Raw genomic sequence first — 21,527 nt, 5'->3', positions numbered from 1 at the left:
GAACACCGCCCCCGGGCTCGTCTGTTGCACCGAACGTGCCGCGCCGCCGCCGGCACCTCGTGATCGGAGACACCGTGGACCGCGCCCAACTCGCCAGCTTCCTCCGCACCCGCCGCGAGGCGCTCCAGCCCGAGGACGTCGGGTTGCCCCGGGGCCCGCGTCGGCGCACCGGAGGGCTACGGCGCGAGGAAGTCGCCACGTTGAGCGGGATGTCCACCGACTACTACAGCCGGTTGGAGCAGCAGCGCGGGCCGCACCCGTCGGAGCAGATGCTCGCCGCCCTCGCTCGGGGCCTGCGGCTCACCCTCGCCGAACGGGACCACCTGTTCCAGCTCGCCGGTCACGCCGTCCCGCACCGCGCGGTACGGGCCGACCACGTGAACCCGGGAATGATGCGGATCCTCGACCGGATGCACGACACCCCGGCCCAGGTGGTGAACCACCTCGGCGAGACCCTGGCGCAGACCGCGCCGGCCATCGCCCTGCTCGGTGACGAGACCCGGTACACCGGGCTGGCGCGCAGCGCCCACCACCGCTGGTTCACCGACCCGACGGCACGGCAGTTGCACCCGGCGCAGGACCACCACACGCAGAGTCGCCTGCTCGTGGCGCACCTGCACGCGGCGTACACCCGCGACGGGCGCGGCTCGCGGGCCGCCGCGCTCGTCGACGATCTGCTGGCCAGGAGCCCGGAGTTCGCGCAGCTGTGGCGGGAGCACCCGGTGCCGGCCGGCTACTGCCCGCCCAAGCACTTCGTGCACCCGGAGGTCGGGGCGTTGGAGCTGCACTGCCAGACGCTGGTGGACCCCGACCAGTCACAGACACTGTTGGTCTTCACCGCCATGCCCGGGTCGCCGAGCGACGAGAAGCTGCGGCTGCTCTCCGTCATCGGCGGCCAGCTCGTCTGAGCGCGATCAGCTCCGGGCAGGGAAGCGGGCTGGGCTGACGCCCAGGTATCGCCGGAAGTGACGAGTCAGGTGCGCCTGGTCGAAGAACCCGGCCGCGACGGCGGCCTCGACGGGCCGCTGCCCGGCGAGGAGCAGGCGACGCGCCAGCTCGACCCGGCGACCGGTCAGGTACGAGTGCGGTGGCACGCCGTGCGCCTGGGTGAACGTCCGCACCAGGTGGGTCGGGTGGGCGTGCAGCAGCTCGGCGGCCTCGCCCAGCGTGACGCCCTCGACGGTCCGGGCGTCCAGCAGCTCCCGTAGTCGCACCGCGAGGCCGGGTCCGGCCGGCTGACCACCACCCGGGGAGCGCTGGCGGAGCTGGCGGCGCAGCCGGTCCAGGATGAGCGTCAGTCGGCTCTCGGCCTCGAACTCGTCGCCCGGTGCGGCGAGCGCCTGGTGCAGGTGGTGGATCCGGTCGCGCAGCTGCGGATCGGCCAGGTCCGGCTCGTCGACGGCCCGGCCGACAAGCTCGGCGTCGAGCGCCGAGGTGTCGAGGTACAGGACCCGCTTGCGGAAGCCGTCCGGCGTGGCGGAGCTGCCGTCGTGCGGCACGTACGGCGGCAGCAGGGTGACCGAGGTACGCAGCGCGCCGTGCCGGTGGCGGTCCAGGTCGAAGCGGACCGCGCCGTCGTCGACGATCAACAGTGTCCACACCTCGTGGATGTGCCGGGGATAGGCGTGGTCCACGAAATGGGCGTGGAAGACCTCGGCGACCCCGGCTACCGCGGGTCGCCACGCGCTGACGTGCGAGCCGGCCGGGCGGGTGGCCACGCTAAGAACGTACAAGACCGGGCGGTGTCGGGGCGGGCAGGCTCGACGCCATGACCGAACCGATCCGCTTTCCCACCAAGATCGCCGTACTGCTCCGCAACGACCTGGCGAGCTGGCAACGGCTGAACGTCACCGCCTTCCTGGTCAGCGGGATCGCGAACGAGCTGCCGGAGCTGCTCGGCGAGGAGTACGTCGACGCGGACGGCACCCGCTACCTGCCGATGTTCGGTCAGCCGGTGCTGGTCTTCGCCGGGGATCGGGCGGCGATGGTCGGCGCGCACTCGCGTGCCCTCGCCCGTGGCCTGCGGCTGGCGATCTTCACGTCCGAGCTGTTCGCCACCGGCAACGACCGGGACAACCGCGCCGCCGTCCAGGCGGTCGGTCGGGAGAAGCTCGACCTGGTGGGCCTGGCGCTGCATGCGCCGCGCACCGTGGTGGACAAGGTGCTCAAGGGTGTGTCCATGCACCCGTAACGGCATCCCTGGCGGCGAAGACATTGATATCGGTGTGTATGGCTGTAATGATTAACACACTTAACAGTTGTTTCGCCGCCCGGAAGGACCCCGACATGGCGCGACGATTGGCCGGGCTCGTGCCCCGCCGCCCCCGCATCAGGCTGACCTCCGCGCTCGCCGCGGCCCTGCTCGCCGTACCGACCGGCCTGGTCGTCGGCGCAGCGCCCGCGATGGCGGCCGCGACGGGCGCCATCACCGGGTACGGCGGCAAGTGCGTCGACGTGGCCGCCGCGAACCCGGCCAACAACACGCCGGTCCAGCTCTTCACCTGCAACGGTTCGGCCGCGCAACAGTGGACGGTGGCCGACGACGGCACGATCCGGGCGCTGGGCAAGTGCCTCGACGCGACCGGCCCCAGCTCGGCCGACGGCACCCCGCTACAGATCTGGAGCTGCACCGGCACCGCCAACCAGACCTGGGCGGTGCCCACCGGCGGCGGCACCACCCCACCGCCCTCCGGTGGTTTCACCCACCCCGGCGTGCTGGTCAGCCGGGGCCAGCTGGACTTCGTCCGCGGCCGGGTGCAGGCCGGCGCGCAGCCGTGGGCGGCGGCCTACAACCAGATGATGAGCAGCCGGTACGCCTCCCTGTCGCGTACGCCGGCTTCCCGCTCGGTGGTCGAGTGCGGTTCCTACTCCAACCCGAACAACGGCTGCACCGACGAGCGGGAGGACGCGATCGCGGCGTACACCGACGCACTCGCCTGGTACGTCACCGGGGACGCCCGGTACGCGCAGAAGTCGATCCAGATCATGGACGCGTGGTCGGCCACCATCACCGCGCACACCGGCAGCAACGCCCCATTGCAGACCGGCTGGGCGGCCTCGGTCTGGCCCCGGGCTGCCGAGATCATCAAGTACACGTACACCAGCTGGCCCAACGCCAACCGCTTCGCCACCATGCTGCGCAACGTCTACCTGCCGATGGTGCGCAACGGCTCGAACAGCAACGGCAACTGGGAACTGACCATGATGGAGGCCGCCGTCGGTATCGCGGTGTTCCTGGAGGACCGGGCCGTGTACGACGCGGCGGTCACCCGCTTCCTCAACCGCGCCCGGGCCTTCGTCTACCTGCCCAGCGACGGCGCGTTGCCGTACACGACCCCCGGCAGCGGCCTGGACACCAGCGCGGAGATCATCGGCTACTGGCAGGGCCAGTCCACCTTCGTCGCTGGCCTCGCCCAGGAAACCTGCCGCGACTTCGTCCACACCGGGTACGGGATCTCCGCCATCTCACACGTCGCGGAGACCTCCCGGATCCAGGGACGGGACCTGTACCCACAGGTCGGTGAGCGGCTGCGGCAGGCGCTCGGCTTCCACTCCCGCTACCAGCTCGGCGAGGCGCCGCCCTCCTGGCTCTGCGGCGGCAGCCTCACCCGGGGCCTCGGCCCGATCACCGAGGTCGGCTTCAACGCGATGAGCACCCGGTTGGGCAACGTCATGACCAACACCCAGACCCTCACGCTGCAACAACGTCCGGCCGGAACCAACAACCTCTTCGTCGCCTGGGAGACGCTGACCCACGCCAACAACCTGAACTGACCAGACTATCGTGGGGTGGCGCCGAACGCACGGCGCCACCCCACGACGGTGCTCACACGACGGTGCTCAGTTGTCGGCCCCCAGTGCCACCACGGGGCTGACCCTCGAGGCCCGACGGGCCGGCAGCACCCCGGCCAGTGCGGTCAACACGACCAGCACCACGAAGAGCCCGGCCAGCGGCAGCAGCGGCGCGGTCAGCGGCGCCTCGATCCCGAGAGCCTGGACCGCCAACCAGGCGTACGGGACGCCGAGCACCAGGCCGATGGTCGCGCCGATCACCCCGTACAGGCCGGACTCGACGGTCAGCATGGTGCGCAGGCCGGTCCGGGACAGCCCGATCGCCCGGAGCAACCCGGATTCGCGTACCCGCTCCACCACCGAGAGTGCGGTCGTGGAACCCACGCCGACCACCGCGATCAGCACGGTCAGGCTGACCAGACCGACCGCGATCCAGACCAGGGTGCGCACCAACGCGTCGTTGCGGTCCCGTTCGTCGGCGAGCACCGTGAGGCCCACCCCGTCGCTGCCCCCGATCGCCTGCCGCAGCGCCCGCACCCCGGCGGTGCGGCCGTCCTCGCCGGCACCGGCCGCGTCGGCCAGCAGACCGGTGTACGCGGCCGGCACGCCGAGCCGGTCCAGGTCGGCCGGATCGGCGAGGATGCCCGCGTGCAGCGGCCCGTCACCGGGCAGGACCGCGGTCACCCGCACCTCGACCCTGCGGGTGGCGACGGCGAGCGTGACGGTGTCGCCGGCCCGCAGACCCGCGTCCCGCGCGACCCAGTTGTTGAGCACGATCCGGCCGGGGCCACGATCGGCCAGGGTGCCCTGGGCCACGTCCAGGTCACCGGTGCTCGGCAACGCCGCCAGGTCCAGGTCGCTGGTCGGGTAACCGGACTCGACGTCGCCGAGCTTGTCGACGCCGCGCAGCAGCCTGGCCTCGTCGACCATCCGGTACGGCACCACCCGGGCCAACGCGCCGTGGGCCGCCTCGGCGCGGGTCACGACAGCCGGCGGCAGCGTCCCACCGTTGCTGGTGACCTCGAAGTCGGTCGGGGCCGCGAGCGCCATCTCGCGGTCGGCGAGGATCTGCAACGACGCGCCGCCGATGACCACCCCGGAGATCAGGGTCACGCCCAGCGCGACCACGACGGAGACCGCGGCGGCGCGGCGCGGCGCCCCGCCGATCCCGCCGACCGACATCCGCCCGAGCGGCCCGAGCTGGCGCAGCGGCCAACCCACCACGGCCAGCACCGGGCGCACCAGCAGCGGACCGAGGGCCACCAGCGCGAAGAACGCCAGCGCCCCGGACCCGATCAGCAGGAGCAGCGGCATCGACGGGTCGTAGTCCGACTGGTCCGGCGTCGGCAACTGGCTGATCGTCGCGACCGCCGCCAGGACCGCGCCGACGGCCAGGAGCAGCCCGAAGCCCAGACGCAGCACGCCGATGCCGCGCCGGCCGGCGGTGGTGCTCGACGCCCGCAGCGCCTCCAGCGGGGAGACCCGGGCGGCCGAGAGCGCCGGTGCCAGCACGGCCAGCACGGTGATCACGACGGCGCCGATCACCACAGCGACCGCCGCCGCCACTGGCAGGCCCGGCGAGGAGACCGCGTGGCCGCTGGCGCGCAGGATCGCCGGCAGCGCGTACCCGAGGGTGAGGGCGCTGGCGACCCCGACGACGCCGGCGACGAGCCCGGTCAGGGCGCCCTCGGCGGTCAGGGCCGCGACCAGGGTGGCCCGACTCGCGCCGACCGCCCGCAGCAGCGCGAGCTGCCGCATCCGCTGGGCGAAGACGATGCGGAAGGTCGAGGTGACCACCAGTGCCGCCGCGACGACCGCGATGGAGACGAACATGCCGACCAGGATGAAGAGTTTCCCGACCTGTTGGGCCGCGGCGTTGGCCTCCGCCTCGCGCACCTCGACGCCGGAGCGGATCGGCTGGCCGGCGACCGCCGCGGTCACCCGCTGGCGGACGGCCTCCGTCGAGGTGCCGGTGGCCACCCGCAGGTCGACGCGCTCGACGGCCGTCAGGCGCGCCCAGGCGATCACGGCGCTGTCCGGGGCGTACGCGTCGTAGCCGGCGTCGGCGCCGGTCTCCACCACGCCGGTCACGGTGAGTGGGGCGGGCGTGGTGAGTTCACCGCCGGTACCGCTGGTGGTGGTGCCGACCGAGAGCCCGAGCCGTTCGGCGGTGCGCGGGGTGATGGCGATCTCGCCGGGCTGGTCCGGGTAGCTGCCCTCGACCACCCGGACCGTGCTCAGCGGGCCGCTGCCCGGATCGGACTGGAGGTTGAGGTACCCCTCGCCGATGGACACCCCGGTCGCCACCCGGGCCACCGCCTCGGCCACACCGGGTACGGCCCGGATCTGCCGCACATCCGTCACGGTGGGCGGCGGCACGTCGGCGCTACCGATCACCAGGTCGGTGACGGCCGGGGTGCCGCTGAGGTTGTCCCGCACGGTCCGTTCGGTGATCTGCTGCACCAGCACGGTGCCGAAGACGACGAACGACGCGACCAGGATCGCCAGGCCGGTCAGGATCAGCCGGCCGGGTCGCCGGGCCGCGGCGGTCGTCTGGGTACGCAGCACGGTCGCCCTCACGCGCGAGCCGCCAGATCACGCAGGGCGTCGGTGACCGACACCTGGTTCGGCCTGTCGATCTCACCGGCCAACCGCCCGTCGGCGAGCAGCACCACCCGGTCGGCGTACGCGGCGGCGATCGGGTCGTGGGTGACCATGACGACGGTCTGGCCGAGGTCGCGTACCGAGTCGCGCAGGATGGTGAGCACCTCCGCACCGGAACGGGAGTCGAGGTTGCCGGTCGGCTCATCGGCGAAGACCACCTCGGGCCGGGCCACCAGCGCCCGGGCCAGCGCCACCCGCTGCTGCTGACCGCCGGACAGCTCGCTGGGCCGGTGGTTCAGGCGGTCGCCGAGACCCAGCACCCGCACCAGGTGCGCGAGGAGCTCAGCGTCGGGCTGCCGACCGGCGAGGTCCAGCGGCAGGGTGATGTTCTGCGCGGCGGTGAGCTGCGGCAACAGGTTGAAGGACTGGAAGACGAACCCGATCCGCTCCCGGCGTACCCGGGTCAGCGTCCGGTCCGACTGGCCGGTCAGCTCCGTGCCGCCGAGCAGGACACGACCGGAGGTGGCCGTGTCGAGGCCGGCGAGGCAGTGCATCAGGGTCGACTTGCCGGACCCGGACGAACCCATGATCGCGGTGAACTCGGCCCGGCCGAAGCCGACCGAGACCCCGTCCAGGGCACGGACGGCGGTGTCGCCGCTGCCGTACACCTTCACCAGGTCGACCGCGGCGACCGCGGCGTGGCTGGTTTCCGGCGGGGCGTGGGTTGTCATCGTTCCTCCAGTGGCTGCGTGGTGACCCGGACAGCGTCGCCAACACCGGCGGGTGGGCGCATCGGCCCGGGGCCGGGTATCGGCGGCGCCGGGTCTGCCTTTTGGCCGATCCGGCACCTCCACCCGGCTGGCTACGCTGGGTCACCATGAGCACGCCGGATCTTCGACGCTGGTGGGTACGCCTGGCCCAGGCCGCCGGACTGGTGGCCATGGGGCTGCTCGCCCTCTTCGACCTGCGGTTCGGCGCACCGGAGAGTCTGGCCGCTCTCCTGCTCCTGCTGGTGCGGATGGGGCTCGCGGTGGCGACGGTGCCGCTCTGGCTGCCGGTGCACCGGCTGGGTTCGCGGCTGCTGCCGCTGGCCGCGCTGGTGCTCGCCTGCGCCTCACTGGCCGTGACGGCAGCCGTCCTGGTCCTCTCCGAGAGCAGTTATCTGATCAGCGGCAGCTGGGGGCTCGCCGAGTCGGCCGGGCTGATCGGGGTGGTCTTCGTGGTGGCCCGTTGGGGCGCGCCGCGGCTCGCCCCGTGGGCGGCGGTGGCCGCCGGGCTCGCCGTGGCCGCGTTACCGCTGCGCGTCGGCACCGAGAACCTGCTGGTGATCTTCGGCCTGCTCCAGGTGCTCGCCGCGGCCGGCGCCGCCGGGGTGGGGCTCTATCTGCGGATCATGGCCGCCGGCCGGGAGCGGGCCATCGCGCTGGTCCGGGCTGAGCAGCGCGCCGAGTTCGCCCGGGACCTGCATGACTTCATCGCTCATCACGTGACCGGCATCGTGGTGCAGGCACAGGGCGCCCGGTTCGTGGCCGAACAGGACCCGCAACGGGTGATCGTCGCCCTGGAGCAGATCGAGCGGGCCGGCGCGGAGACGATGGCCTCGATGCGGCGGATGGTCGGGATCCTGCGCAACCCGGACGCCCCGCCGGACGCGCCGCTGGCGCCACTGGCCGGGGTAACCGAGCTGGAGCCGCTGCTGACCGGGTTCAACGGCGCGGCGAACGCGCCGGCACGACTGCACGTCGACGGCGACCTGAACGGACTGCCGGTGGAGGTCTCGACGTCGGCGTACCGGGTGGTGATGGAGGGGCTGACCAACACCCGCCAGCACGCGCCGGACGCGCGATCGGTGGACGTGGCCGTGCGGCGTACCCCGGACTGGTTGCTGGTCCGGGTCGCCGACGACGGCGCGTCGCCACGCACCGCGCCGGCCCGGGGGCACGGCTTCGGCCTGATCGGCCTCAGCGAGCGGGTACGCGCCCTCGGCGGCACGATCACCGCCGGGCCCGGCGTCGCCGGCGGCTGGGTGCTCGACGCGGCGTTCCCGCTCCAGGTGGCGGTGGCGCGGTGATCCGGGTGCTGATCGCCGATGACCAGGCGATGGTCCGGACCGGCTTCGGCATGATCATTGGCGCCCAGTCGGACATGGAGGTGGTCGGCGAGGCCGCCGACGGCGTCCAGGCCGTCGAACTGGCTCGACGACTGCGCCCGGACGTGGTGCTGCTGGACATCCGGATGCCCCGCCTCGACGGTCTTGAGGCACTGCGGCTGCTCGCGGGGCCGGGCGTCGCCGACCCGATCCGGGTGGTCGTCGTGACGACCTTCGACCTCGACGAGTACGTGCACACCGCGCTCTCCAACGGCGCGTGCGGCTTCCTGCTCAAGGACTCCGGCCCGGCCCTGCTGGTGGAGGCGGTCCGCGCGGCCGTGTCCGGCGACGCGCTGATCAGCCCCTCGATCACGGTACGACTGTTGGAGCACCTCAGCTCGCCCGCTCCGGCGCGCGACGACGGTGGCCTGTCGCCACGGGAACTCGACGTGGTGAAGCTCGTCGCCCGGGGCCTGACCAACGCCGAGATCGCCACCCGGCTCTTCATCGCCGTGGGCACGGTCAAGACCCACCTGGCGAGCGTGCAGATGAAACTCAAGGCCCGCAACCGGGTCGAGATCGCCGCCTGGGCCTGGGAACGCCGACTCGTCGGCTAGGCCGGGCTCTGGTGGGCGCTCCAAAGGCAATGAGCGGCACACCATCCACCAGCCCTGGGGAAACTCCACGCGCCGACGTCGGCGTCCGGGTCCGGCGGGGCAACCTGTCGAGCCACAGTGACCTAATATTGACGACAGTGGATTGGTGGAGGCGGTAGGCAACCGGAGGCGGGGGATTCATCGTGCGTGAGCGTCGACATCGAGTAATCCGATCGAAGGCCGCCGCGCTGGCCGTGTGCGCGCTGGTGGTGACCCTGGTCGCGGCGGGCGCGACCCCGGCGCACGCCGCCGCCGACACCGAACGCCCCACCACCCCCGGCCCGATCACGGTCGTCGCCGTCGACACCACCTGGGTCGAGCTGACCTGGGCGGCCTCGACCGACAACGTGGGCGTGGTCCGCTACCCGGTCGGCGCGCAATTCGAGGATTTCGGCGCCCAGTATTCGACCGACACCAACAGCATCCGGATCACCGATCTGCGGCCGTCGCGCACGTACACCTTCTCGGTGTGGGCTCTGGACGCGGCCGGGAACAGCTCGGTGTCCAACCCGACCCTGCGGCTGACCATGCCACCGGGGGACGACCAGCCGCCGAGCGCGCCGGGTCAACCGGTGGCGTACGACGTCGCCGCCACGGTGGTCCGGCTGCGGTGGGCGCACTCGGTGGAGAACGTCGCGCTCGACCGGTACGAGGTGTTCCGGGTCGACGCCGGCGGCACTCTCACCCGGGTCCGTGAGGTGTACCAGTACCCGCCCGTGAACAGTGCCTCGATCAGCGGGTTGGCGCCGAACACCACGTACACCTTCGTGGTGCAGGCCCGCGACGAGGTCGGACACCTGTCCCCCCTGTCCGCGCCGGTCACGGTGACCACCCTGCCGCCGCCGCCGAGCTGCGCGGTCCGGTCCGTCGTGCGGCAGTGGCCGGACGGCTTCGTGGCGCACCTCGTCGTCGAGAACACCGGCTCGACGGCGGTCGACGGGTGGACGATGACGTGGCGATTCTGGGCCAGCCAGCAGGTGCAGGGCATCTGGGGCGCGAAGGTCCTCGACCGCCTCAACAACAGCTACCTCCGGGTGGGCAACACCAGCCGCAACGCGGTGATCCCGCCCGGCGGCACCGTGTCGCTGGGGCTCGTCGCCACCGGCACGCAACTGCCGGAGGAGATCACGCTGAACGGCGGCCTCTGCACGGTGGCAGACGAATAACGCTCGACTCCGGGGTCTGGTGCCGGCCACGACATCTTGCGACGCTAACGCCTGTGTATGACTACGACCTGTTGGTGCTGGGCTCCGGACCCAGCGGTCAGAAGGCCGCGATCGCCGCCGCCAAGCTCGGCAGGCGGGTCGGCATCGTGGACCGCCGCGACATGATCGGTGGGGTGTGCATCAACACCGGCACCGTCCCCTCCAAGACCCTGCGCGAGGCCGTGCTCTACCTCACCGGCCTGAGCCAGCGGGACCTGTACGGCAGCAGCTACCGGGTCAAGGAGGAGATCACGGTCAGCGACCTGGCCGCCCGGACCCAGCACGTCATCACCCGACAGACCGACGTCATCCGCAATCAACTGGCCCGCAACCGGGTCGCGATGATCACCGGCACCGGGCGTTTCGCCGACGGGCACTCGATCTGGGTCGACGGCGGCTCCGGCCGCGAGTCCAAGGTGACCTTCGACAAGATCGTCATCGCCGCGGGCACTCGCCCGGCCCGCCCGGACAGCGTCGACTTCGACGACCGGACGATCGTGGACTCCGACGGCGTCATCAACCTCCAGGCCGTACCCCGCAGCATGGTCGTGGTCGGCGCCGGCGTGATCGGCATGGAGTACGCCTCGATGTTCGCCGCGCTCGGCACGAAGGTGACCGTGGTGGAACGCCGCGACCGGATGCTGGATTTCTGCGACGACGAGGTCGTCGAGTCACTCAAGTACCACCTGCGCGACCTGTCCGTGGCGTTCCGCTTCGGCGAGGAGGTCGCCGCCGTGGAGAAGCACCAGACGGCGGCGCTGTGCATCCTCAAGAGCGGCAAGAAGATCGTCGCCGACACGGTGATGTACTCGGCCGGCCGGCAGGGCCAGACCGACGACCTGGCGTTGGAGGCGGCCGGGCTGGAGGCGGACCGACGCGGCCGGATCAAGGTCGACGCCAACTACCGCACCCCGGTGCAGAACATCTACGCCGTCGGCGACGTGATCGGCTTTCCGGCGCTCGCGTCCACCTCGATGGAGCAGGGCCGGCTGGCCGCGCAACACGCCTGCGGCGAACCGATCCGGGAGATGCACGGCCTGCAACCGATCGGCATCTACACGATCCCGGAGATCAGCTTCGTCGGGCAGACCGAGGCGCAGCTCACCGAGAGTTCCACACCGTTCGAGGTGGGCATCGCCCGCTACCGCGAGTTGGCCCGGGGTCAGATCGTGGGCGACTCGTACGGCATGCTGAAGCTGCTCGTCTCCCCCGGAGACGGCCGGCTGCTCGGGGTGCACGTGTTCGGCACCGCCGCCACCGAGATCGTCCACATCGGTCAGGCGGTGATGGGCTGCGGCGGCACGATCGACTACCTGGTCGACGCGGTGTTCAACTACCCGACGCTGGCCGAGGCGTACAAGGTCGCCGCCCTGGACGCGTCCAACAAGATCCGCAACATCACCCGCATCGACGGCTGACCCGTTCACCGCCCACCCCTTGGTGATCAAGAGGTTCGCGTCATCCGGCACGGCGTGTCGTGACGCGAACCTCTTGATCACCCGGGGCCGGTGCGGGGGCGGGAGCCGCCTCCGCACCGGCCGGTGGGCTTTAGCGTGCTGAGCAGGTGGGGCTGAGGCTGCCGGCGGTGCCGTTGGCCTGGAAGCCGTACTCGGTGGATTGCCCGGCGCCGACCTGGCCGTTGTAGGCCACGTTCGTCCAGTTCGTCGTGCCGGTGCTACCGCTGTGGTTGGCGTTCCACGCGTTGGTGACCGTCGCGCCGGACGGCAGACCGATCGTGACCGTCCAGCCGTTGATGGCCGACGAGCCGGCCGTCACCTTCACCGTGGCCACGAAGCCACCCGTCCACTGGTTCACCGACACCGTCGCCGTGCAGCCACCCGGGCCCGGGGGCGGGGTCGTCGGCGGGTCGGTGGGCGGGTCGGTGGGCGGGTCGGTGGGGGTGGTGCCGTTGTTCAACGCGGCGAGGACCGCGTCGTACGCCGGCTTCTTCGAGCCGTTGTTGTTGAACAGCAGCGGGGTCTGCGAGGCCCGCCACGAGTCACTGTCCCGGATGCCCCACACGGTGACGCCGTTGCAGCGGGCCACGGCCAGGCAGTCCTCCACCACACTGCGGTACGTGTTCGCCGACGCGCCCTGGATGTCCAACTCGGTGATCTGGACGTCCACACCGAGTGCCGCGAAGCTCGACAGGGTGGTGCGGTAGTTACTCACATACGGTGACTCGTTGTTGAAGTGCGACTGGAAACCGACGCAGTCGATCGGCACACCACGGGACTTGAAGTCGCGCATCATGTTGTACACGGCCTGCGTCTTCGCGTGCGTCCAGTTGTCGGTGTTGTAGTCGTTGTAACACAACTTCGCGTTCGGATCCGCGGCATCCGCGGCCCGAAACGCCGCCTCGATCCAGTCATTGCCCGTACGCTGCAGGTTCGAGTCACGACGCGCACCCGAACTACCATCCGCGAACGCCTCGTTCACCACATCCCACGCCACAACCTGACCCCGGAAATGCGTGGCCACCTGCGTCACGTGATTCAGCATCGCCTGCCGCAACGCACTACCACTCATACTCTGCATCCAGCCCGGCTGCTGCGAATGCCACGCCAAAGTATGACCCCGCACGCTCATACCCCGACTACGCGCGTGACTGACGATCTGATCAGCCGCACCGTAACTGAACCGACCCTGCTGCGGCTCCGTCGCGTCGATCTTCATCTCATTCTCAGGCGTCACCGAGTTGAACTCACGGTTCAAAATCGTCGTATACGCACTGTCAGACAACTTGTTCGCCGCCACCGCCGTACCAAAATAGCGACCCTTCTCCGCGGCGGACGCGCCAAGCGTGGTGCCGGCGGCGGCCGGCGCCGTCATGAACAGCGCCATGCCGGCAGCGAGGGCACCCGCGCCGGTCAGCGCGATGGCGGCTCTCGATGCCGCCTTCCATCTCGCGTTTCTCATCGTGTGACTCCTTCTCGGGTGGTGGGGTGGGAAGGGAAATCAGGACACCGAACAGGCGGCGCCGTTGAGGGCGAACGACGTGGGCTTGCCGGTGCCGCCCTCATGCGTGGCCTGGAAGCCGACCTCGACCGACGCGTTCGGGGCGATGGTGCTGTTGTAGGAGACGTTGCGGGCGGTCACCGCACCGCTCGCCGGGGCGTACTGGGCGTTCCAGCCGCTGGTGATGCGCTGCCCGGTGGGCAGCGTGAAGGTCAGCGCCCAACCGTTCACGGCGGCGGCACCGGTGTTGGTGATGGCCACGCTCGCGGTGAGACCGCTGTTCCAGGCGTTGACCGTGTAGCCCACCCGGCAGGCGCCCTCGGTCGGCGGCGGAGTGGTCGGCGGTGGCGTGCTCGGGGGCGGAGTCGTCGGGGGTGGGGTGGTCGGCGGTGGGGTCGTCGGCGGCACGGTGCTGTCCAGCCCGAAGAAGCGGATCACCTGCGCGGCGTCGACCGGCAGGTTGTGCGTGACACCCTGCATGCTGATCGCCTCGACCGGCGCCATCGGGCCGCTGCTGCCGTACCGGGTGCGGGTGTAGCCGGACTGCGGGGAGTCGGTGTGCGTCGGGGTCTGGCTCAGCCCGTGCACGTTGGTCCACTGCTTGACCTGCTCACCGAAGTTCGGGTAGCGCAGCGTCTCATCGTTGGTGCCGTGCCAGATCTGCATCCGGGGTCGCTGGCCGGTGTAACCGGGGTACGCCTCCCGGACCAGGTCACCCCACTGCTGCGCGGCCCGGATGAGTTGCCCGTTCGCGCACTGGCTGTTCCACTCCGAGCTGCCGCCGGTGGCGAAACAGGCGAACGGCACCCCGGCGAACGAGGCGCCCGCCGCGAACACGTCCGGGTAGACGCCCAGCATGACGTTGGTCATCATCGCCCCGGAGGAGGTGCCGGTGGCGAAGATCCGTGCGGGGTCGGCCGAGTAGCGCTGCCGTACGTGGTCGACCATGGACATGAGTCCGACCGGGTCGCTGCCGCCGCCACGGCGTAGCGCCTGCGGCGAGTAGACGTCCCAGCACTTGCTACTGCGGGTGGCCGACGGGTAGATCACGATGAACCCGTACCGGTCCGCGAGGGATGCGTACTGGGTGCCCGAGTGGAACGCGGGGCCCGTCCCGGTGCAGTAGTGCATCGCCAGGAGGATCGCTGGTCGGGTCGCCACCCGGTCCGGGACGTACAGGTGCATTTGCAGGTTGGTGGGGTTGGTGCCGAAGTTGGTCACCTGCGTGAGCGTGGCCGCCGACGCGGGAGTGGCGAACGTCAACGCGGCGGCGGCCAGCGTCACGGCCGCCATGACGACGCCAAGCATTCTCGTCTTCAGTGTCATCGTCGCGATCCCTTGCGAAAAAGGCGCGTGGAAGGGGACTTAAGTCGAGGACTGCCCTTCGCCCGACCTTGACCGCGGCTCGCGTGACCATGCCAGCTTCAATCGAGCGCACTCGATTGTCAAGACTTCCGGAAACCTTTCGCCGCTACGGTTCCGGCGGCCACCTGCGAAGCAATGGGCATCGACGGGCCTGGTCTGCACCGATGGATCGGGAGATATTATCGGGACGTTTTCGGAAACCTGCCAGACCTCTGGCCTGCACGGCACAGGGGCGGTCCGACCGTTGGCCGGGCCGCCCCTCACCGCCGCTCAGTAGATGTCCCGCCCTCGCTCGTCCGGCACCCCGGACTTGCGGAAAAAGTACGTGTTGATCTGGTCGCGCCACTCGGTCGCGCAGCGCACCTGCTCGTCGAGACGTTCGGCGACCCGCTCGTACACGCTGGGGTCGATCATGCCGGTCAACGTCTGCCACCTGCGTCGCATCGCCGTCACCTCCTCGACCCCCGCGAAGTGGGTGTCATAGATGTGCTGGATGACGGTCGAGCCGCTGTGCAACACATGCCCGTACGGCACGTGGTGGAAGAAGAGCAGCAACTCGTCGGGGCAACTCTCGGGTGACTCGTACACCTGGGCCCAGTACGGCGGGTACTGGCCGGCGAAGCCGGTGCCCGACGCGCGGCTGCGGTCCACGCCGACGCCGTCGCGGTCGGCGAAGTGGTAGGTGCCCCACCGCGTGTACTCGTACCCGTCGACGCCGGGGCCGTAGTGGTCGCCCGGGTTGACCATGAAGCCGACGCCCAGCGGGGCGGTGTAGCGCTCGTAGGTACGCCACGAGTCGTCCATGATCTCGTGCAGTGTCCGCCGCACCAGCTCCGCGTCGGCGGTCGCCGACGGCGGAAAGGTCAGCGTGATCCACTCGTCGAGGATCGCCGTCGGGTCCCGCCGAGGATCCCAGGCCAGCCGACCGAACGTGTAAAGGTTGGCCTGTGCCAACGGATGCCCGGTCCAGAAGAGGTCGTCGCCGACGTTGGCGACGGCGACCAGTCCGCCACCCGCCGCCGCCTCTCCCGTGACCACGTCGGCGATCGTCCGTCCGCCCGGCCCCCAGGGGGCGAAGCGCAGCACCTCACTCCACCAGGGGCCGAGGTGGCAGACGTGCCGCTGCTGGCCCGTGTACTCCTGAGTGACCTGCAACTCCACCGCCAGCCGGGTCGCCGGCATCGCGGCGAGCACCGGTGAGACCGGCTCGCGCGTCTGAAAGTCCACCGGACCGAACTTCACCTGGACGACCACGTTGGTGCGGAACCGCCCGTCGAGCGGGACGAAATGGTCGTACGCGGCCCGAGCCCTGTCGGTGGACCGGTCCCGCCAGTCCTGCTGGTGGTTGTAGACGAACGCCCGCCAGTGCACCACTCCCCCGTGCGGGGCGAGCGCCTCGGCCAGCAGATTCGCACCGTCGGCGTGGTCACGGCCGTACGTGAACGGGCCGGGTTGCCCCTCCGAGTCGGCCTTCACCAGGTAACCGCCGAAGTCCGGAATACGGTCGTACACCCGCCGGGTGGTGCCGGCCCACCAGACCCGCACCGTCTCGTCCAGGGGGTCGGCGGTCGGCAGGCCACCGAGGACCACCGGCGCGGCGAAGCTGACCGACAGGTGCACCCGGATGCCGTACGGGCGCAGCACGTCCGCGATCTCGGCCACGTCGCCGATCCGGTCGGTGAGTAGCAGCGCCTCCGTACGGGCCACGTTGACGTTGTTCACCGAGATCGCGTTGATCCCGCAGGAGGCCAGCAGCCGCCCGTACTCCCGCACCCGAGCCAGGTCGCCGCGCGGACGGCCGTCCTGCCAGAAGATCGAACCACCCGCGTACCCTCGTTCGACCTGGCCCATCACCGGGTGCACGGCCACGTTGTCCCAGTGGTTCAGCATTCGTCGGCGCAGCGCCGGCCGGTGCCGCTCCGGGGGGCGGGCCGGGTCGAAGGCCGCCGCGCAGAGCCGGACCACGTGGAAGAGCCCGTACAACAGGCCGGCGGGCGCGTCGGCCAGCACCGCCGTCACATCGCCGGCCCGCGCCAACACGAAACCCTCGTCGCCGAGCGTCCCGTCGTCACCCAGCTCGACCAGCGCCGCCTCGCCGGCGGCGCGCGCCGCCTCCACCGCCGGGTTGGGCAGCTCATCGGCATCGCGCAGGGCGAGCACCAGGTCGACGTCGACGTCCCAGGAGGGGGAATGCCACACCCGCCCGCCGTAACGCGCGCAGGCGCGCGAGACCTCGTTGAGGACGGTGTCGACGAGCAACCCCTCGCCGTGCAGGAGGACGCGGCGCGCGCCGAGGGACCGGAACGCCTCCGGAGGCAGCCAGGCCGGGTGGACGCGCGGCTCGTCGCCATCCATCGGCTCCTCGACGAACATCAGCTGCTCCAAGTCCACGGACTCTTCGGCGTTCACCGGTCCTCCTCCAGCACGACTACCCCGTACGCCGGCAGCCGCAGGGCAGCGCCGGCCGCCGTGCGGTCGCCGGTGAGCAGGTCGACGCCGCCGGTCCGGGCGGTCACCTCGACCGGCTCGGCACGGTGGTTGAGCAGAAACAGCAGCCGCGACCCGGACGGCGCGACCCGGACAGCGGACTCCAGTTCCGGTACGTCCGGGTAGGGCCCGAGCAGGTCGTGCCGGGCGAGCACCTGCCGCACCACCCAGGACACCCCGGCCTGGTCCAGCCCGGCGGCCACGTACCAGCCGTCACCGGCGCCGAACGAGTTGCGGGTCACCGCCGGGGTGCCCGCGTAGAAGTCGGCCTGGTAGGTGCCGATCACCTGCGCGCCCTGCGGAATCACCAGCTCGAAGAGCAGCCGCGCGTCGACGTCGACCTGATCCGCGCCGTTGCCGAGGCGGACCGGGTTGACCACCTCCGGGCCGCGGGCGTCCCACTCGTCGACCCGGACACCCATGAGCTGCCCGAGCGGGCCCGGCACGTCCATCAGGAACGCCTGGTCGTTCTCGTCCACCCGGCCGGACAGGTAGGTGGTGAGCACCGACCCGCCGCGCGTCGCCACCGCTTCCAGCCGCTCCGGCAGGTCACCCTTGAGCAGGTGCAGGGCCGGGGCGACGACCACGTCGTAGCGGGACAGGTCGGCGGTCACCGCGACGACGTCCAGGTCCACACCGGCGTCCCAGAGTGCCCGGTGGTACGCGAGCACGACCTGCTGGTAGCGGACCAGCCGGGACGGGCCGTCGGACAGTTCCAACGCCCACCAGCTGTCCCAGTCGAACAGCAGCGCCACCCGGGCCGGGGTCCGCGCGCCCAGCGACGCCGGGCCGAGCCGTTCCAGTTCGCCGCCCAGCTCGGCGACCTCCCGGAACACCCGGGTGTCGGAACGACCGGCGTGGCCGATGACCGCGCCGTGGTACTTCTCGCTGGCCCCGCGGGAGGCGCGCAGTTGGAAGAAGAGCACCGCGTCGGCGCCGTGTGCCACGGCCTGCCAACTCCACAACCGCATGAGACCGGGGCGCTTCACCGGGTTGACGTCGCGGCACGCGGTGGAGCTCGGGGTCTGTTCCATCAGCCAGAACGGCTGGCCGTCCTTGAGCCCGCGCATCAGGTCGTGGGTCAACGCCATTCGGGCCGCCGACTCGTCGTCGGGCGGGTAGTTGTCCCAGGAGACGAAGTCCAGGTGAGGGGCCCAGCGGTGGTAGTCGATGGGCCGGTACATGCCCATGAAGTTCGTGGTCACCGGCACCGTCGGGCTGGACTCCCGGATGGCGGCCTTCTCGTCGCGGAAGTTGGTCAGCATCGCGTCGGAGGTGAACCGCAGGTAGTCCAGGGTGATGCCCGGGAACGCCGTGTGATCCGGGCCGCGCCAGTGCTCGGTCAGCGCCGACGGTGGCTCGATCTCGTCCCAGTCGGTGAAGGTGTGCGACCAGAAGGTGGTGTACCAAACCTCGTTCAGCTCGTCGAGGGTGCCGTAGTGGTTGCGCAGCCAGCCCCGGAAACCGGCCGCACAGAGCGCGCAGTAGCAGGCGCCGCCGTACTCGTTGCCGACGTGCCAGGCGAGCACCGCCGGGGTGTCGGCGTAGCGGCGGGCGACCCGGCGGGCCAGCTCGGCCGAGAGCCGGCGGAAGACCGGCGAGCTGGGGCAGGAGTTGTGCCGCTGACCGAACCGGTGCTTGCGGCCCTCGAAGTCGGTCCGGGTTACCTCGGGGTACGCCTTCGCCAACCATGGCGGGTGGGCTCCGGTGCCGGTGGCCAGGCAGATCCCGCGCCCCTCGGCACTGGCCCGCTCGACGATTTTGTCGAGCAGCGCGAAGTCGTAGGTGCCCTCCGCGGGCTGGGTGAGCGCCCAGTCGAACACGCCGAGGGTGACCAGGTCGATCCGTGCGGTGTCGAACAGACGGTAATCCTGCTTCCACACGTCCTCGGGCCACTGTTCCGGGTTGTAGTCGCCCCCGAAGGGCACCTTGGCGCTGAGGGGCAGGCTCATGTGGTGAACTCCTTCCGGATCAGGTGGGTCATCGGGTCACTGATGCGCAGGAAGGCCAGGACCGCGAGCGACGCCAGCAGCATCAGCACCGCCTCGGAGAAGACCGCGATGATCCCGGTCGCCGCGGCCAGCAGCAGGGCGTTGCCGACGGGAACACCGGGGGTACGCACGAGGAAGTGCACGGCCAGCCGGAGCACGTCCCGGGTGCGGAAGTCGAACAGCGAGGTGATCACCAGGGCGTTGGCCGCGCCGAGTGTCACCGCCACTCCGATCAGCACCAGCGGCACCGCCCACCAGCTCGACAGGCCGACCGCGCCCCGGTAGGCGAGGTTCACGGCGAGCACGGTCAACCACAGCAGTGTCGGCACCCAGATGCGCAGCACCCCGAGCAGGTTCGCCCGGTAGCCACGCCAGAACAGGGCGGCCGGGCGCAGGTCGGTCAGGTCGGTTCGCTGGTGGCGCAGGGCGTACAGGGCGGCGGAGATCGCCGGGCCGACCGGGACCAGGAGGAGCGCGGCCAGCGGCAGGTTGCTGGGGTCGCGGCCCAGCACCAGCAGCGGGAGCAGGGCGGGCAGGGTGGTGAGCAGCAGGAGCAGCTCGACCGCGAGCAGGATGTAGATGCGCGAGGTGATTCGCGACAGTGGTCCGTCGCCGAACTGTCGCCGGGTCTGAGTCGCGCCACTCACGGTCGCTCCCTCCGGTCGAGTCAGCTGATCCGTGGTAGCCGGGGGTCCGGTCGGGGGCGACAGGCCGCCCGACCGGACCCCCGCTGATCAGCCGTTGTTCTTCTGGAACCGTTCGTACGCCTTGTTGACCAGGTCGATGTACTGGTCGGAGTTCTTGGCCTTCAGCTCCGCCACGTACGCGTCCCACTCGGTGAGCGGACGCTGCCCGAGGGCGAACTTCAGCGTGTTCTGGGTGACGAAGTCCTTCAGCGGGGTCTCCCAGAGTGACACCTGCTCGCGCTCCTCGTCGGTCAACGGGGCGGGCGGGGGCACCTCCCTCGGCTTGCGGGCGTCCATCACCTTCTGGAACTCCAGCTCCTCCGGCGAGAAGAACCCACGGACCAGGTCGGGGGTGCCGCCGTAGGCGAAGACTCCGTTGTGGAAGCCGAACTCCTTCTGCAGGTGCTTGGTGCCCTTCGGGTTGATCCCGAGGAAGTCGACGTCGGGCGTGACCGAGCGCTTGCCGGAGGCGTCCTTGGTGAAGGTGGTGCCCTCGACGCCCCAGCGGGCGAATTCCATGCCGGCGTCGGAATACCAGAGCCAGTCGATGAACTGCATCATGGCCACGAAGTTCTTGCTCTCCCGGGCCTTCGTGGAGATCATGATGCCGTTCTCCAACCGCGGGAACGGGTTGATCTCACCGGCCGGGCCGATCGGCAGCGGGATCTTGGCCAGCTTGGCGTTCGGCAGGGTCTTGGCCAGGTCGGGCCGGTGGTTGTTGACCAGGGTCTGCGCGTTGCCGGTGACCACGAAGGACTTGCCGTTGGCGAGCTTCTGGCGCGCCTGGTCGTCGGTCTGGGTGAAGCTTTCCGGGTCGAGCAGACCCTCGGCGACGAGCTTGTGCAGGTAGGTGACCATCTGCTTGTACTGCTCGGACGCGCCGGTGTAGTTGAACTTCTTGGCGGCCGGGTCCCAGGTGGCGTGCTGGTAGTCCCAGCCCGCCTGGGTGCCGTGGGCTGAGCCGAGGATGTTCAGCAGGGCGCCGGTCGGGTTGGGCTTGCTGAAGAGGTCGGAGTACGGGTAGACGTTCGGGTACTTCGCCTTCATCGCCTTGAGCACCGTGTACAGCTCGTCCCAGGTCTTGGGGACCGCCAGGTTGAGCTCCTGCATGATGTCGGTGCGCACCAGCACCGTGTAGTCCTGGGTGGGCTTCTCGTGAACGCCGGGCAGCAGGTAGAACTTACCGTCGGACTGCCGCAGGTTGTCGATCTCCGGCTTGAGGTTCCACTTGGTGATCTTGTCCTTGAGGTTGGGCATCAGGTCCAGGTAGTCGCTCACCGGGAGGATAGCCCCGGAGGACACGAACGCGTTCTCCTGCGGGTGGTACGTCTTCGGGATGATCAGCGGGGCGTCCCCGGCGCCGATCAGCAGGCTGCGCTTCTGCTCGTAGTCGCTCAGCGGCACGGCCACCGGTTCGATCTTGACGTTGGTCCGCTTGGTGAGCTCCGACCAGAACAGCCAGTCTTCCTTGAGCGGGTAGAACGTGTGGTTGTTGTAGAGGGTGGAGAACGAGAGCGCTTCGGTGGCCTTGAACTGGTCACCGACGCCGTAGTCGGCCATCGCGCCGGCCCGGTTCTCGGAGAGGTCCGTCGACTCACCGGGGTCCTCGGAACAGGCGGTGGCAAGGGAGAGCGCAAGCAGACCCGCGGTGGCCAATGCCACGCGGCGCCACGTCTTGTGGAGCATGGCTCGTC

The 21,527-nt window shown here is 70.5% G+C and carries 16 protein-coding genes; 7 read left to right on the top strand and 9 right to left on the bottom strand.

The genetic code is table 11. The features are described 5' to 3' along the window. Window positions 1-74 precede the first annotated feature (74 nt). Entirely contained in the window at window positions 75-908 is an 834-nt protein-coding gene (locus AC5L30_RS01370; RefSeq protein ID WP_494864658.1) for a helix-turn-helix transcriptional regulator, read from the top strand. Between the two features lie 6 nt (window positions 909-914). On the opposite strand, the gene AC5L30_RS01365 is transcribed toward AC5L30_RS01370, so the two are convergent. After that, window positions 915-1,718, bottom strand: a complete 804-nt coding sequence (locus tag AC5L30_RS01365) for an AraC family transcriptional regulator (RefSeq protein ID WP_494864656.1) — start codon at window positions 1,716-1,718, stop codon at window positions 915-917. 50 nt (window positions 1,719-1,768) lie between these two features. On the opposite strand from AC5L30_RS01365, the gene AC5L30_RS01360 reads away from it, so the two are divergent. Both AC5L30_RS01360 and AC5L30_RS01355 read left to right on the top strand, forming a co-directional pair. Continuing rightward, a complete protein-coding gene (locus AC5L30_RS01360) occupies window positions 1,769-2,191 on the top strand; it encodes a DUF2000 family protein (RefSeq protein ID WP_494864654.1) in 423 nt (140 codons plus the stop codon). Window positions 2,192-2,286: 95 nt separating this feature from the next. After that, window positions 2,287-3,774 (top strand): ricin-type beta-trefoil lectin domain protein, encoded by a 1,488-nt coding sequence (locus AC5L30_RS01355; protein WP_494864652.1) that lies wholly within the window; start codon window positions 2,287-2,289, stop codon window positions 3,772-3,774. A gap of 66 nt (window positions 3,775-3,840) precedes the next feature. On the opposite strand, the gene AC5L30_RS01350 is transcribed toward AC5L30_RS01355, so the two are convergent. Both AC5L30_RS01350 and AC5L30_RS01345 read right to left on the bottom strand, forming a co-directional pair. Then, complete coding sequence (locus AC5L30_RS01350; RefSeq protein WP_494864650.1) at window positions 3,841-6,372, bottom strand: FtsX-like permease family protein; 2,532 nt, start codon at window positions 6,370-6,372, stop codon at window positions 3,841-3,843. Then, the gene (locus AC5L30_RS01345; protein WP_494864648.1) at window positions 6,369-7,127 is read right to left on the bottom strand and encodes an ABC transporter ATP-binding protein; all 759 of its coding nucleotides are present in this window, start codon (window positions 7,125-7,127) and stop codon (window positions 6,369-6,371) included. The genes AC5L30_RS01350 and AC5L30_RS01345 overlap by 4 nt, the downstream gene beginning before the upstream one ends. Window positions 7,128-7,273: 146 nt before the next feature. Between AC5L30_RS01345 and AC5L30_RS01340 the strand changes: the two genes are divergently transcribed. The 4 genes from AC5L30_RS01340 to sthA all read left to right on the top strand — a co-directional run bounded on the left by AC5L30_RS01340 (window position 7,274) and on the right by sthA (window position 11,764). Continuing rightward, window positions 7,274-8,467, top strand: a complete 1,194-nt coding sequence (locus AC5L30_RS01340; RefSeq protein WP_494864646.1) for a sensor histidine kinase — start codon at window positions 7,274-7,276, stop codon at window positions 8,465-8,467. Next, window positions 8,464-9,102, top strand: a complete 639-nt coding sequence (locus tag AC5L30_RS01335; protein ID WP_112623700.1) for a response regulator — start codon at window positions 8,464-8,466, stop codon at window positions 9,100-9,102. The genes AC5L30_RS01340 and AC5L30_RS01335 overlap by 4 nt, the downstream gene beginning before the upstream one ends. Before the next feature lie 182 nt (window positions 9,103-9,284). Beyond that, the gene (locus tag AC5L30_RS01330; protein ID WP_494864645.1) at window positions 9,285-10,307 is read left to right on the top strand and encodes a fibronectin type III domain-containing protein; all 1,023 of its coding nucleotides are present in this window, start codon (window positions 9,285-9,287) and stop codon (window positions 10,305-10,307) included. 53 nt (window positions 10,308-10,360) lie between these two features. Beyond that, on the top strand, window positions 10,361-11,764 hold the full coding sequence (gene sthA / locus AC5L30_RS01325; RefSeq protein ID WP_494864643.1) for a Si-specific NAD(P)(+) transhydrogenase: 1,404 nt from the start codon (window positions 10,361-10,363) through the stop codon (window positions 11,762-11,764). Window positions 11,765-11,894: 130 nt separating this feature from the next. On the opposite strand, the gene AC5L30_RS01320 is transcribed toward sthA, so the two are convergent. From AC5L30_RS01320 to AC5L30_RS01295, 6 genes are all read right to left on the bottom strand, one after another. Continuing rightward, window positions 11,895-13,265, bottom strand: a complete 1,371-nt coding sequence (locus AC5L30_RS01320) for a glycoside hydrolase family 10 protein (protein WP_494864641.1) — start codon at window positions 13,263-13,265, stop codon at window positions 11,895-11,897. 39 nt (window positions 13,266-13,304) lie between these two features. After that, entirely contained in the window at window positions 13,305-14,630 is a 1,326-nt protein-coding gene (locus tag AC5L30_RS01315; protein WP_494864639.1) for an extracellular catalytic domain type 1 short-chain-length polyhydroxyalkanoate depolymerase, read from the bottom strand. 309 nt (window positions 14,631-14,939) lie between these two features. Beyond that, complete coding sequence (locus AC5L30_RS01310) at window positions 14,940-17,078, bottom strand: alpha-glucuronidase (RefSeq protein WP_494864638.1); 2,139 nt, start codon at window positions 17,076-17,078, stop codon at window positions 14,940-14,942. Then, entirely contained in the window at window positions 17,075-19,108 is a 2,034-nt protein-coding gene (locus tag AC5L30_RS01305; RefSeq protein ID WP_494864636.1) for a beta-galactosidase, read from the bottom strand. Before AC5L30_RS01305 ends, AC5L30_RS01310 begins: the two co-directional genes overlap by 4 nt. After that, window positions 19,105-19,794 (bottom strand): DUF624 domain-containing protein, encoded by a 690-nt coding sequence (locus tag AC5L30_RS01300; RefSeq protein ID WP_494864635.1) that lies wholly within the window; start codon window positions 19,792-19,794, stop codon window positions 19,105-19,107. Before AC5L30_RS01300 ends, AC5L30_RS01305 begins: the two co-directional genes overlap by 4 nt. An 87-nt stretch (window positions 19,795-19,881) precedes the next feature. Next, the gene (locus tag AC5L30_RS01295) at window positions 19,882-21,519 is read right to left on the bottom strand and encodes an ABC transporter substrate-binding protein (RefSeq protein ID WP_494864634.1); all 1,638 of its coding nucleotides are present in this window, start codon (window positions 21,517-21,519) and stop codon (window positions 19,882-19,884) included. Window positions 21,520-21,527 lie beyond the last annotated feature (8 nt).

The sequence above is a fragment of the Micromonospora sp. BQ32 genome, from assembly GCF_059358895.1.
The sequence above is the reverse complement of the archived record's forward strand: the minus strand, read 5'-3'. Positions and strand labels throughout refer to the sequence as shown.

Coding starts and splice junctions, on each gene's coding strand:
- AC5L30_RS01345 (WP_494864648.1), bottom strand. CDS start 7,127: ATGACAACCCACGCCCCGCCGGAAACCAGCCACGCCGCGGTCGCCGCG.
- AC5L30_RS01305 (WP_494864636.1), bottom strand. CDS start 19,108: ATGAGCCTGCCCCTCAGCGCCAAGGTGCCCTTCGGGGGCGACTACAAC.
- AC5L30_RS01340 (WP_494864646.1), top strand. CDS start 7,274: ATGAGCACGCCGGATCTTCGACGCTGGTGGGTACGCCTGGCCCAGGCC.
- AC5L30_RS01295 (WP_494864634.1), bottom strand. CDS start 21,519: ATGCTCCACAAGACGTGGCGCCGCGTGGCATTGGCCACCGCGGGTCTG.
- AC5L30_RS01320 (WP_494864641.1), bottom strand. CDS start 13,265: ATGAGAAACGCGAGATGGAAGGCGGCATCGAGAGCCGCCATCGCGCTG.
- AC5L30_RS01315 (WP_494864639.1), bottom strand. CDS start 14,630: ATGACACTGAAGACGAGAATGCTTGGCGTCGTCATGGCGGCCGTGACG.
- AC5L30_RS01355 (WP_494864652.1), top strand. CDS start 2,287: ATGGCGCGACGATTGGCCGGGCTCGTGCCCCGCCGCCCCCGCATCAGG.
- AC5L30_RS01360 (WP_494864654.1), top strand. CDS start 1,769: ATGACCGAACCGATCCGCTTTCCCACCAAGATCGCCGTACTGCTCCGC.